The sequence below is a fragment of the Agarivorans sp. Z349TD_8 genome (genome assembly GCF_050870825.2).
Classification (GTDB): Bacteria; Pseudomonadota; Gammaproteobacteria; order Enterobacterales; family Celerinatantimonadaceae; genus Agarivorans.
On record NZ_CP194037.2, the window covers coordinates 2,952,506 to 2,964,981 of the forward strand.

Annotated in this window: 10 protein-coding genes; 2 read left to right on the forward strand and 8 right to left on the reverse strand. The window is 43.5% G+C overall.

All coding sequences use genetic code 11. The features are described 5' to 3' along the window. Position 1 precedes the first annotated feature (1 nt). From ACRRS1_RS13270 to ACRRS1_RS13285, 4 genes are all read right to left on the reverse strand, one after another. Positions 2–2,017 carry a putative bifunctional diguanylate cyclase/phosphodiesterase gene (locus ACRRS1_RS13270; protein ID WP_432467637.1) on the reverse strand — a complete coding sequence of 672 codons (2,016 nt, stop codon included), beginning with the start codon at positions 2,015–2,017 and terminating at the stop codon, positions 2–4. Positions 2,018–2,040: 23 nt separating this feature from the next. Continuing rightward, positions 2,041–2,523: a YfiR family protein gene (locus ACRRS1_RS13275; RefSeq protein ID WP_432463402.1), complete on the reverse strand. Its 483-nt coding sequence runs from the start codon at positions 2,521–2,523 to the stop codon at positions 2,041–2,043. A 71-nt stretch (positions 2,524–2,594) separates the two neighbouring features. After that, entirely contained in the window at positions 2,595–4,649 is a 2,055-nt protein-coding gene (locus ACRRS1_RS13280; protein WP_432459601.1) for a TonB-dependent receptor plug domain-containing protein, read from the reverse strand. Between the two features lie 349 nt (positions 4,650–4,998). Beyond that, complete coding sequence (locus ACRRS1_RS13285) at positions 4,999–5,940, reverse strand: alpha/beta fold hydrolase (protein ID WP_432463404.1); 942 nt, start codon at positions 5,938–5,940, stop codon at positions 4,999–5,001. Between the two features lie 152 nt (positions 5,941–6,092). Between ACRRS1_RS13285 and ACRRS1_RS13290 the strand changes: the two genes are divergently transcribed. Next, complete coding sequence (locus ACRRS1_RS13290) at positions 6,093–6,461, forward strand: RNA-binding S4 domain-containing protein (protein ID WP_432463405.1); 369 nt, start codon at positions 6,093–6,095, stop codon at positions 6,459–6,461. A 331-nt stretch (positions 6,462–6,792) separates the two neighbouring features. On the opposite strand, the gene fusA is transcribed toward ACRRS1_RS13290, so the two are convergent. Both fusA and ACRRS1_RS13300 read right to left on the reverse strand, forming a co-directional pair. Beyond that, positions 6,793–8,877: an elongation factor G gene (gene fusA / locus ACRRS1_RS13295; RefSeq protein ID WP_432463406.1), complete on the reverse strand. Its 2,085-nt coding sequence runs from the start codon at positions 8,875–8,877 to the stop codon at positions 6,793–6,795. 581 nt (positions 8,878–9,458) lie between these two features. Then, positions 9,459–9,800: a YajD family HNH nuclease gene (locus ACRRS1_RS13300; protein WP_432452686.1), complete on the reverse strand. Its 342-nt coding sequence runs from the start codon at positions 9,798–9,800 to the stop codon at positions 9,459–9,461. A 141-nt stretch (positions 9,801–9,941) separates the two neighbouring features. Here ACRRS1_RS13300 and ACRRS1_RS13305 point away from each other — a divergent pair, with 141 nt between their 5' ends. Further along, positions 9,942–10,526 (forward strand): hypothetical protein, encoded by a 585-nt coding sequence (locus ACRRS1_RS13305; RefSeq protein WP_432467636.1) that lies wholly within the window; start codon positions 9,942–9,944, stop codon positions 10,524–10,526. A gap of 40 nt (positions 10,527–10,566) precedes the next feature. On the opposite strand, the gene ACRRS1_RS13310 is transcribed toward ACRRS1_RS13305, so the two are convergent. After that, positions 10,567–11,748, reverse strand: coding sequence for a glycosyltransferase (locus ACRRS1_RS13310; protein WP_432452684.1), 1,182 nt, complete (start codon positions 11,746–11,748; stop codon positions 10,567–10,569). Continuing rightward, positions 11,745–12,470, reverse strand: a complete 726-nt coding sequence (locus tag ACRRS1_RS13315; protein WP_432452683.1) for an acyltransferase — start codon at positions 12,468–12,470, stop codon at positions 11,745–11,747. The genes ACRRS1_RS13310 and ACRRS1_RS13315 overlap by 4 nt, the downstream gene beginning before the upstream one ends. Positions 12,471–12,476: the final 6 nt, after the last annotated feature.

The following is a 12,476-nucleotide window of genomic DNA, read 5'->3' on the forward strand; positions in this document are numbered from 1 at the left end:
TCTACAAGGTTTTTGCTTGTAAATAACGCTCGTAAAAGGCCTGCTTAGGAAGCGGCCTTGACATAAAGTAACCTTGTCCATAATCGCAACCAACGTCAGCAATATATTGCCTTTGCAACTCTGATTCCACCCCTTCAGCAACCACTTTCAAGTCTAAATGGTGGGCCATCGTAATAATTCCCTTCACCAACGCTGCGCTATCTTTATTGTTCTCTAGATGCTGAATGAATGAACGGTCTATTTTTAATAAATCAATATCCAACTGCTGTAGATAAGCCAAAGAAGAATAGCCAACGCCAAAATCATCGATAGCCACATCGATGCCTTGTTGATGTAAAAGCGTCAGTTGCTGCTTAATCGAAGCGTTGGTTTTCATCAGCACATTTTCGGTGATTTCAATCATAATACTATGTTCTGGTAGCTCATAGGCTCTGACTTCTCGTAGCCAATCGTCAATCCAAATACCGCCGTCATCAAACTGCGATGGTGAGGTATTCACACTAATTTGTATTGGTAAATACCCTTGCTGACGCCAAAGGCTAATCGTTGCAACCGTTTCGTGCATCACCCATGCACTAAGTTCTCGGATCAAACCAGAATCTTCCGCAGCAGCAATAAATTCTCCAGGACTAATCAAACCTCTTTCAGGGTGATTCCAGCGTAATAAAGCCTCTGCTTTACTAACTCGCTCAGTGTTTCCGGTGGTGCTAACGGCAACAATCGGCTGAAAATATAACTCAAACTGCTGCTCGTTTATGCCAGTTCGTAATTCCTCTAACAACTTACGTTTTTGTTGCGCCTCAATTTGCATTTCTGAAGAGAAAAATTGATAACAATTGCGACCACGACTTTTAGACACATACATCGCTTGATCGGCGTGTTTAACTAATTGCTCTACACTATCGCCATCTTGCGGATAAAAAGTGATCCCAATACTACCGCTCACATAAACAGCTTCGTGTTTAATATTAAAACGTTTCGCTAAACCTTCTAATACCGTTTCTGCAATCCCTGTTATCCGTTCTTTATTACTGACCCCTTCAATAACAATAGTGAATTCATCTCCACCTAAACGAGCGACTGTATCCTGTTCGCGCACACAACGTAGTATTCGTTGCCCTGCTTGGCCCAACAAAATATCACCATAATCATGGCCCAAAGTATCGTTTATTTCCTTAAACCCATCTAAGTCGATGAATATAATAGAAAAACTCACATTGTTCTTGACTAAGCCTTGAATTTTTTCATAAAAATATCGACGATTAGGTAAGCTAGTTAAACCATCGGTATAGGCATACTCCAAGAGTTGGTTGTTGACACTTTCCAACTCTTGAGTGCGTACCTTCACTTGAGTTTCTAACTTGCGGTCCCGAGCCTCAATCGTTTCTAACATACTGTTAAAGCATTCGGTCAAGTTGGCGACTTCATCCCCCGAGGATTGCTGCGCGCGTAAACTATAATCATTACTCGAAGTGACTCGCTCGGCAACATCGGTCAAATGTAATAAAGGCCGTAAAAATCCGCGCTGTAAAAATAATGAAAAAAACCAACTTAAACCAAAGGTGATAAGCAGCAGAACCACTAAAAATTGACCATAAAATATGATCCGTTGCTCGATATAACTCTGATTGGCCGAGAGGCTCAACTCTCCATAAATTTGTCCATCCATCACCAATAAACTAGAGGTTCGAATAATCGCACCGGGCTGCTGCTCTAAAGCAACAGAGTCCGCAGGACTAACCACGCTCGCAATCAGCTGCTGCTGTGAATCAAATATTTCAGCTTTAACCACATCTTTGCGTAACAACAATGGTTTAATTAATTCGTGCATCGACTCTTGGTCATCAAACAGCAACGCTGCCGTCACGTTCGGCGCGATAATATTAGCCAAGTTTTGTAAGCCCTGCTGTTGCTCACGCTTAGCGCTGACCAACTCATAAGCACTAAAAACCCCAGCGACCATTAGAGTTGAGAATACTGCCATACTCATTAGAATAAATAGCAGTTTTTTACTCATTGTATTCATTAGAAAAAAAGCTCTCATTGAGCCCCCTCACTGATAACTCGACTGAGCCTCAATACTTTGGAACTCATCACAATACCAACCTCTTTGAGTGCATCAGGAGCGACTTCGAAGCGGATTTTACCGGATAGTAAAAAAAATCGGATATGTCCACCGTACTTAATAAAATCAGCGGTTTCTCCGACCAACATGGTATGTCGAAATAAATGCTTATCGAGTGCTTGCCATGGTGCTCGATAAGCTGCACTTACAAATAGCAAGTTACATTGGGACATCGCTTGATGAACCAATTCGACATGACTGACAGTAATAGGAAGACCATGTACAGTTTGCCCCGCCAAGACATCTTCAGCCACCGTTACAAAATGCAAATCAGGACTACATAGCTGAAACGAGCCTCGCAACGCAGCTTGACCCGACCATTCGCTATATCGGGCAAAGTTAAATGTAAAGCCAGCTTTCAATGCGATTTCTGTGTCACTGGCCTCAACCTGATTCATAAACAAAGTCAAGCCACAACACAACAGCAAAGTGAGCAGGCAACGCTTACCCAGAACAGCAACCATCTAGATTAGAACTCAGCCGACAATCTGAGCACCACTGTTTTATCTATATAATGTGGTTGAGTGTATGTTTCAGAAGTATTTCTATATTCCAAGTGCTCTCCGGCTAATAAGTTTTTACCACTTAAAGATAACCCAGTCTGGGGGGAAAACTGCCAATGCCAAGTCACATCAAGAGCATCGAAATCATCGGTTCCGTAGGCTTCACTTTTCAATGAACGAAACAAACCAAATAACGAATGCTGTTCAAACAGCTGCCAACCCGCCTTTACAAAAAATTGTCGGCTGTCAGAATCAAAGCCAATCGCTTCACTCGTCCCCTCTTGCAAACGATAACGATATGCCATTTGACTATAACCAAATTCACTTCTAAAGCGCCTATTCGGCCGCCATGACAGTACCGCTTCTCCCCCTTTAGTATTCAAATCCGCATTAGACACAATATCAAGCTCTACCTGAGACTCAGTTAATAACTGCTGCGCCTCTGCAAATTGCCCACTAGCCAGTAAACTCGCAATACTGTCAATATCAATACTGTTAGTATTCGGAGTAACTGCAATCACATTTCTGGATTGGGTGTGGAACAAAGCTAAATCAAAGGACCAATTGTGTCTGCTAAACCGATATCCTAGCTCGTAAGACCGTGACTTTTCGGGTTGGACCGATTGATTACCATTGAGCACAGTGCGCACCATATATTGATCAATCGCATCAATACCAGTGGTAAAATAGTCTGCCACTCGACTACCGTTCACCGCAGAATCAGAATCGAATTCGGTTAAAGACGGGATCCGTACCGCTTTTGAAACTGCAGCCCAAACCACTTGCTGCTCGCTCGGCTGCCAAAGCAAACGAGCGGCAGGCTGATTCTCCCAACCGGTCAAGCTATTGTGCTCCAATTTATTGCCAAAAATCACCGTCAAGTGATTGGGCACTAAAGCATACTGAGCCTGAATGAAGGCTCCATAATAGCGTAAATTATCTATTCCTCGATCATTACTGATGAGCCAATTTTCTTCATAGGGCAAATCATTATTACGATAGTTCAAGCCCCAGTCTAATTGCAGATCACCAAAAGCAGAATTCATTTGGTAGTCAATATCGAGCGACTTAAAATGTTCATTCAAATAGAGTTGCTGACTATCTTGATGTCCCCAAGAGAGCTGTAACATTTGATTAGAGCGGGTCGACAAGCGATGCTCTAAACGAGCCATTAGGCGCAGATCATCACGTTTAAAACGATCTTGATAAAAGGTATTCTGGTTCACCTCTTGAGACAAAGCTTTTAGATTTTGTCCAATATTGGTGTGGGTATAACTAAACTGAGTCAAAATCGATAAATCATCACTTGGAGCAATGTCTAAGCGAAAACCAGCGGAGCCCTGCTGTGAATCATCATTCGCCGTGAGATCTAAACCACGCTTAGAAGTATCGGCATCGCGAATGCTGCCATAGACTCGATAACTCCCGTCATTACCAATGTCGTCACCATAACGCATATCAACATCATAATTTAATTGATCACCACGACTGACCTGAACCAAAGCCGTTCGTGTATCAATACTGTTTTTGGTAATGATATTAATCACGCCATTAACCGCGTTATTTCCCCACAATAAACCACCTTGACCACGAATAACTTCAATGCGCTCAATATCATACAGAGGGATATCCAACGCTTCCCAATATACGCCAGCGAACATCGGATTATAAACACTCTGGCCATCGACCATCACCAATAACTTACTGGTATAGCGGCCAGCAACACCACGGGCAGTAATCGCCCATTGATTACTATCTAACTGCCTTATTTGTATCCCCGGAACCAACTTTAGCGATTCCGCGACAGAAACCGCTCCGGAGGCTCTAATATCTTGCTTGCGAAGAACATAAATCGATGCAGCAGTGCTAAAAGCTGATTGAGCGCGCTTCATTGCAGACGTCACCTGTACGTCTGTGTCCATTAAAGATTCTAAGTCAAGACTTGAAAGAGAATTAGCCACAGCACTCACACTGGCCGTCAACAAACCAAGCACATAACATGCGCTATACTGTAACTTCAACGAGACAACTCCTAGTCATTTAAACTGTCCATAAGGGTCAACTTAGCGATTTATTGAGAACATTAAGAGTAAATGCCCACAAAAGTCTAATTTTTAATTTACAAAAAATTGATGATATTTACCTACCTAGAATTAAGCAAGCAATATGCGTGATTAATTACCGTTAAGTCAGGGCCGTACGTCTTTTAGGTGATTTTAAGGACTTAACCATTCATTTTCCGAGCGAAATCATAACATGACCTTTCACAACTAAGCCTCAGAAAGCGAGCGACAGACTTGGAGGCACAAATAAATCTTATTCATCGAAATAATCAGCTTATTTAACAGATGAACAATCCAAGGCGAATAATTAAGAGTGGCATTGTTCCAATTGTTGCGCTGCCAGCGCTAACACACATCGGCTTACCAGCGCCACTTGCTCAATCTGTAACAAGTGCCCCTGATCGGCTAAACGAAGTACTTTGCTGTACTTCGGATTTAAATGACTTTCGGCAAAATCAGCATTTTTGGGATCAACCAAATCATCTTTAGAACCCTGAACCACAATGGTAGGAATTTTTAAGTTCGCTAATAGGCGGTCTGAATGGCGTAAACCAGTTGCCAAGGCATACATATCCAAATTCGAATGGTTAAGCACTTGACCAAACTCAAAAAGGCCTAACAACGAGTGACCAACACCACTTCGTGCAAAACGATTATACCAACGCGGCTGAGTTAGTTCAGCACTAAGACCACCAGCCAATAACAACAATCCATCGACTTCAGCATTACTGCTAGCTAACAGAGGAGCCAAAGAGGCTCCCCAAGAATGTCCCACAACAATCAGCGGCAATTCAGGGTGTTGTTGCTTGAGTTGCTTTATCAGCGGACGAATATAATGAACTTGCTGTGAAAACTCAGAGATCGGCTTAGCCACATCCAAATATTGAGACTGCCCCCAACCCGGCCTATCAATACTGACCACCAATACTTTACTGAGCAAAGGAGATTGGCTAATAAAATAAGCACTATCTTCCCACGAACCAGGAGTGCCATGGATCCACAGCATAACCGCCTGTTGGGCGACACCATTACTATGAACACTCAAACTAAAGTTATCTTCCTTTAGCTGATAATGTTTGATGGCAGGATCGACTAATACCGTATTATCAATAAACTGTTGCTGCGTTTGCAGTGCTTTGGGCATCCAACCGCAGCCTTTCAGTGTAATGCTCATCAGCAAAAAAATAGGCCAATTTATCGCAACAGATAAACGACATCGACTAAATATGGCTAATAAATTTAGCTTCACGAGAGTCCCTTGTTTTAATTTATAAGAATCGGTCTATGAACTAGAAAGCTTAAGTTCAGGTTTTCTTTCAAAACACCGCCTTATCACTGCACTTGACCGTCGCAACTTGCATCGCCATACTTTGACGCAAAACCCTTAAGTGACAATAAAAGATGACCGAATCACGTATACCAACGGAAGAAATTGAAGTCGAAGCCCTTGAAGTCCTGATCAGCCAACAACCTATCGAGCTATACAAAGTATTGAAAATTGGGAATTTGGTCAATGGTGGTGGCGAAGCGAAGATGGTCATCGCTGAAGGGTATGTAGGACTAAACGGTGAATTAGAGCAACGTAAACGAAAAAAAGTCTACGCTGGAGACATCATTGAATTTAACGGTCAATATTTAGTGGTGGTCTGTGATGAGCAAGCTAAACCCTCAGAACAACAATCAAGTATTACCACACCAACTCCGCCGAAGCAAAACCAAACAGTTATTGCAACCAGTGCCAAAACCGGCCGCCGCTCAATTAAATTCTAAAAGCGATTATGCTGATTAATGCGCGCATGGTGAGGCAAGCGCATACGGCAACATTGCCAACAGAAATTCTTATGGTTATACCAATCTGATTGATCATATGAACAACTTGTTGCGCGAAATAAATCTGCCGATAACGAAGCATCAGACACAGTAACGAGTGGCTCTAATTACAAAATACATCACGCAGTTAGCGGTGATTTATACCAGCAAGAATGAACAGATTATTTATTAGATAAGTATTCTACAACAGTAACAATTTGGTCGTTCGTTATATTTATCTTAGACAAAAAAAAGCCGCTCTTTAAGAGCGGCTTAGTACTAAAAAGTTAGCTTACTTCTTAGCTTGCCTCTCTTTCTCTGCAGCAATTACAGTTTCAGCCACGTTTTGTGGTGTCGGTGCATAGTGCGAGAATTCCATTGAGAACTGACCACGACCAGAAGTCATGGTACGTAGTGAACCAATGTAACCAAACATTTCTGCAAGAGGAACATCTGCTTTAATCCGTACGCCAGTAACACCCGCTTCTTGGTCTTTGATCATGCCACGACGACGGTTCAAATCACCAATCACATCACCCACGTGATCTTCTGGAGAGAATACGTCAACTTTCATGATCGGCTCAAGTAATTGAGGACCCGCTTTTGGCACAGATTGACGGTAAGCGCCTTTCGCTGCAATTTCAAAAGCAATTGCTGATGAATCCACGGCGTGGAAAGCACCATCATAAAGCTCAACTTCCATATCAAGTAATGGGAAGCCAGCTAATGGGCCTGTTTCCATCATGCTTTGGAAACCTTTCTGAACTGCAGGCCAGAATTCTTTAGGAACGTTACCACCAACAACCGAAGAGGTGAAGGTGAAACCAGAACCAACTTCGCCAGGCTTAATACGGTAATCAATTTTACCAAATTGACCAGAACCACCAGACTGTTTCTTATGCGTATAGCTATCTTCAATTGCTTGAGTAATCGTTTCACGGTAAGCAACCTGTGGTTGACCAACAGATAGGTCTACACCGTAGGTACGCTTCAAGATATCAACTTTAATATCTAAGTGAAGTTCACCCATACCTTTAAGGATGGTCTCACCTGAATCTTCGTCAGTTTCAACTTGGAACGATGGATCTTCAGCAACCATTTTACCGATAGCAATACCCATTTTCTCAGTTGAACCTTTATCTTTCGGTGCAACCGCAATCGAAATCACAGGAACTGGGAATACCATAGGCTCTAAAGTACATGGGTCTTTAGGATCACATAAGGTATGACCCGTTTGAACATTTTTCATTCCCACGATGGCGATAATATCACCAGCTTGAGCTGAAGTAAGCTCATTACGGTCATCGGCTTGCATTTCAACCATACGACCAACACGTTCAGTTTTACCAGTGAACGAGTTAAGGATGGTGTCGCCTTTGTTTAATTTACCTGAGTAAATACGCACGAAGGTTAATGCACCAAAACGGTCATCCATAATTTTGAATGCCAAAGCTTTAAAGGTTTCATCAGCCGAAACAATTGCGTGATTGCCAGTTTCTTCGCCTTCTTCGTCCATCAAAGGTTGAGGATCAACTTCTGTTGGAGATGGTAAGTAATCAACAACCGCATCAAGAACTAACTGAATACCTTTGTTTTTGAAAGCGGAACCACAGTAAGTTGGGAAGAAGTCCATGGTACGCGTACCCTTGCGGATACACATCTTCAGTTGCTCAATAGTCGGCTCTTCACCTTCCATGTAAGCTTCCATTAGATCGTCATCTTGCTCAACCGCAGTTTCAACTAACATTTCACGATATTCTTCAACTTTCTCAAGCATGTCTTCTGGAATATCAGTGATTTCGTAGTTTTCTGGAAGACCAGTGTCATCCCAGATGTAAGCTTTACGGCTCAGTAGGTCAACAACACCAGTAAAGTCATCTTCAATACCGATCGGTAAAACCATGACTAACGGGTTCGCCGCAAGTACGTCTTGAGTTTGCTTAACAACACGGTAGAAGTCAGCACCCATACGGTCTAGTTTGTTCACGAAAATAATACGTGCAACTTCAGATTCGTTCGCATAACGCCAGTTAGTTTCTGACTGAGGTTCTACCCCACCAGAACCACAGAATACACCGATACCGCCATCAAGCACTTTAAGTGAACGGTATACTTCAACGGTGAAGTCAACGTGTCCAGGAGTGTCAATAACGTTGAAGCGGTGATCGTTCCAGAAACAACTTACTGCAGCAGACTGAATGGTAATACCACGCTCAGCTTCCTGTTCCATGAAGTCAGTGGTAGATTCACCATCATGCACTTCACCAGTTTTGTGGATCTGGCCAGTTAGTTTTAGGATACGCTCAGTTGTGGTAGTTTTACCCGCATCAACGTGAGCAAAGATACCAATATTTCTATATTTTGATAAATCAGCCATTGTTCAACTCTAATCAATTGTTTTTCAAATTCGGCGGGGAGTATACCACTACTGTCGCACAAGGCGAGAGGGTGAACTGTATTTGAGCGATTTATTGCGAAATTTCTTAAAAAAAAACTGACAAATTAAGCCTTAAAGCGACAAATGACTCCAGAACTATCATTTTCGCCCCCTTAAATACCGTATTTAGCCTATTTTCGTAATGTTTAACTCTCCGCTGCCCAATACTGAGCATAGCCGCCCTTATAGCCAACGCAAATTTGTTATCTAACCTAGCAATACCTCAACTTGAAGGGCAAACCAAGAGGCTTATGGTGATATATAACACCGTTAAACCAGCAATAATGCGCATTAGAAGCACTTTACAACCAAATGCAATTCAAAATTCTTATCTCAACATTCTATATAAAATTTTTATCAAGCTAAATTGACCAAGCAAGCACCGATTATGATCCGAAAAGTTAACCCTAAACAGTCCCTTAGGGCTTCATTCAGCGCGACGAATTATCTCAAATTTAGTTGGAAGCCATTGCTAGTTAAATTCGGAATGAACAGATCTGAGCATTCAATTCGCCTTAGCGCTACTTTTTCTGGTCCATCATGGCCTTTAAACTCGCGAAAGGATTACTGGTCGCCAAATCCTGTTTTAGATCACTGCCCGCTTCCACGCTAGAACCGTATTGTGCGGCTTCAGTGTATTTAGAATGCTCATGGTCATGGCAATATAAACATAACAACTCCCAATTTGAGCCATCGTTGGGATTATGAGTATGATCATGATCGATATGGTGAACGGTGAGCTCTCGTAAATTTGAATAAGGAAATTCGCGTGCACATCGTCCACAGACCCATGGGAACAATTTCAGTGCTTTCTCTCGATAACCCTGTTCTAGCTTCGCATAATTATTTGGAATATTGGCCATTTTCTCTCTCCAGCGTTTTTTGAAAATATTATAGCAATCCCCAGCCTCGAACAAACAAAGTCGCGAATTAATAGCTTATCGCTATTCCCAAAATTCAAAACTTAAACCACAATTAAAAATATCAATAAATTAGGAGGCTCAATGCCATTCGCTGTAACTCGTATTCAATGTAATCGCTGTGATTGCTGCACCCACTCAAAGGAAGTCAATGCTTGGCGAGTTTATTTACATCATGGTTTAGCGATACCTCTGCGAAAAACCCTAGGCTGGTGCCAACAGTGCAATCATTTAGTAAACGCCGAAAAGTTTCGAGATATTGATGCCATCGTTGAAGACATGGCGAGCCTGGTGCAGCAAGTCTCTATCTTAGAACAAACGCTAAAGACCAATTATTGGCAACGTCTCTTTAATAGGAAGTTACGTCAAACCAGAAGAAACCGTGTTGAAATGCTACTCACCCTAGCCGCCGAACTGGACATGTCAAAACAACACGCCTATCGAGCTAAATGTGAAAATTGTGGATCTTTAGATCTCAACACAATCTCTTCGTCAATCAATATTACAAAGCATTATTGGCTTCACCATGATGAGCCAGCCATTGCGACTGGACTTATCCACCCAGCTTGTGGCGGAGAGTTTATTGCGACCCCAGCGTTTACGTCTCGACTAAGCATCAACTCCCCCCACAAAATCAGCAATAAGCAGTCAGGTATTGGATTCGTTTAACAAGCTCAAAGCCAGGCTGCTTCTACTCAGTTTTAGCAATTTAACAGGACAATAACTGATTCACCTGCTGAGCTCTTTCATACCAACTCTCGGAGCGTACATACATCCGCTGAAAAGAGGTACGTCGGCGCTGCAAAGCCATTGGCGTTTGTAAGCTATCTTCCAGTGCTCGCACAATTTGATGGACCTCCTTCGCTTGAGTCACCATCCCCAAGTAGGGCTTAAGTGCCGGGAAAGGCGTACTCACTATCGGCCGACCCGCCGCTAAATATTCACGCAATTTAAGCGGATCACAAGCAGCAATTTGCTTACAGTTGCGAAAGGGTAACCAAGAAACCTGCCAATGCTGGACATAACATGGCAACTGCTCATGTGGCACCGCTGCATGCACTTCAATATTGGGGAGCGCTTTAAAGGCCGATATATCGGTTTGCACATCGCCAATAAAGATGAAACGCCACTGTGGTAGGGCCTTGGCAACTTTTACAATCAGCTGTATATCTAACCAAGCTGCGATACTGCCATAAAATCCGGCAACCGGGCGCGCTTCTTTAACGAGCGCGGGTGCAGGGTTGGATGGATGGACAAATAATTGATAATCCACGCCGTGGGCCAACATTCTCGTTTTTGCAGCAAACTTAGCGTCTTTTGAAAATTTGGCTCTGAGCATTTCGCTAGCCACCAATACATGATCCGCTTTAGCGACTAACTGTTGTTCGCAGCGACTCACATGCTGATGGTCAACCCCAGCTAAGGCGCTAAAGTCATCGCCACAATAATAAATAACTTGCTGCTCATTTAAGTGACCTAAGAGATCGACGGCAGTAGGCAGGGCCAGCCAAAGGTCGGGATGCTTGATCCCGATCCGCCTCACTTGCCGAGCGACCTGCGCCTTTAATAAGCAGCGGTTAATCCAACGAAACAAAGTTGAACGAGGCGCCGGAAAAGCAATTGGCGACATCACATGAATGTTGGACGGTTTAGCGGCCCCCGTTGCAGCCTTGCCAAGCTGGCCCTGATGCTGAGAATAACGATTCCCCAGCATCGATTTAGCCTTCTCGAACAATCGTTTTAGATCTCGCCAGCTTAAACGAGGGCGACGTAAACCAATAGAATTAATCCACAAAATACGATGGTCTTTGGCCAGCTCCGTGATCACATGCTGACTGCTGCTTGGATGACGCTGCCAGTCTTCACCAAATACAATAAGGTCGCGTTTCATGATGAGTACTCCTCTAATGATTTAATCACTTTGGCAGGTACCCCTGCCGCAAGCACATTCGCTGGCAAACTCTTGGTCACCACACTCCCTGCTGCAACCACGGTACCGCGGCCAATACTCACCCCCGCCATGACCGAAACACCAGTGGCGAGCCAAACATCATCTTCCAAGATCACGTCGCCAACTTGACTGGCCTCTTCAGCCAAACCCTGAGCCCGCTTTTTAGCATTAAGCGGATGGCCCGGATAGCCCGCGATAAAACAACGTCCAGCAATCCGCACGTTATTACCCAAGCTCACAACTCTTCCAACCGCAATGGTGGTTTGCCATCCCACATCCACATTGTTAGCAATGATGAGTTGCGGCGTTTGTCCTGCGGTGCAACGCCCACTAAAGGTGCTGGCTCCCGAGATCCGACAATGATTGCCCAAACTCACCTGCAAACCTTCACTGAGCAGCGGCATTCCGCCATATAGATACAGCGCTCGAGACGGCCCCTGCGTTTTACTTCTAAATAGTGGTGTCCACCAACACACTCGAACACAAGCCTGCAACAGCGCGCTTAAGCTGGTATGCAGACGATATAAACCGCTAAATAGCAATGGCACTTTAGGCAATTGAAATAAACGGAAAGCCTTTAAGACTCGAAATAGCTGCCTCGCAACTGGCGATTCCCCTTGCTTGAGCCAAAGCTTGGTGCGTTGTATATAAGTCGTTGTCATGCTGTT

Coding starts and splice junctions, on each gene's coding strand:
- ACRRS1_RS13310 (WP_432452684.1), bottom strand. CDS start 11,748: ATGAAACGCGACCTTATTGTATTTGGTGAAGACTGGCAGCGTCATCCA.
- ACRRS1_RS13290 (WP_432463405.1), top strand. CDS start 6,093: ATGACCGAATCACGTATACCAACGGAAGAAATTGAAGTCGAAGCCCTT.
- ACRRS1_RS13305 (WP_432467636.1), top strand. CDS start 9,942: ATGCCATTCGCTGTAACTCGTATTCAATGTAATCGCTGTGATTGCTGC.
- fusA (WP_432463406.1), bottom strand. CDS start 8,877: ATGGCTGATTTATCAAAATATAGAAATATTGGTATCTTTGCTCACGTT.
- ACRRS1_RS13275 (WP_432463402.1), bottom strand. CDS start 2,523: ATGAATCAGGTTGAGGCCAGTGACACAGAAATCGCATTGAAAGCTGGC.
- ACRRS1_RS13300 (WP_432452686.1), bottom strand. CDS start 9,800: ATGGCCAATATTCCAAATAATTATGCGAAGCTAGAACAGGGTTATCGA.
- ACRRS1_RS13270 (WP_432467637.1), bottom strand. CDS start 2,017: ATGAGTAAAAAACTGCTATTTATTCTAATGAGTATGGCAGTATTCTCA.
- ACRRS1_RS13315 (WP_432452683.1), bottom strand. CDS start 12,470: ATGACAACGACTTATATACAACGCACCAAGCTTTGGCTCAAGCAAGGG.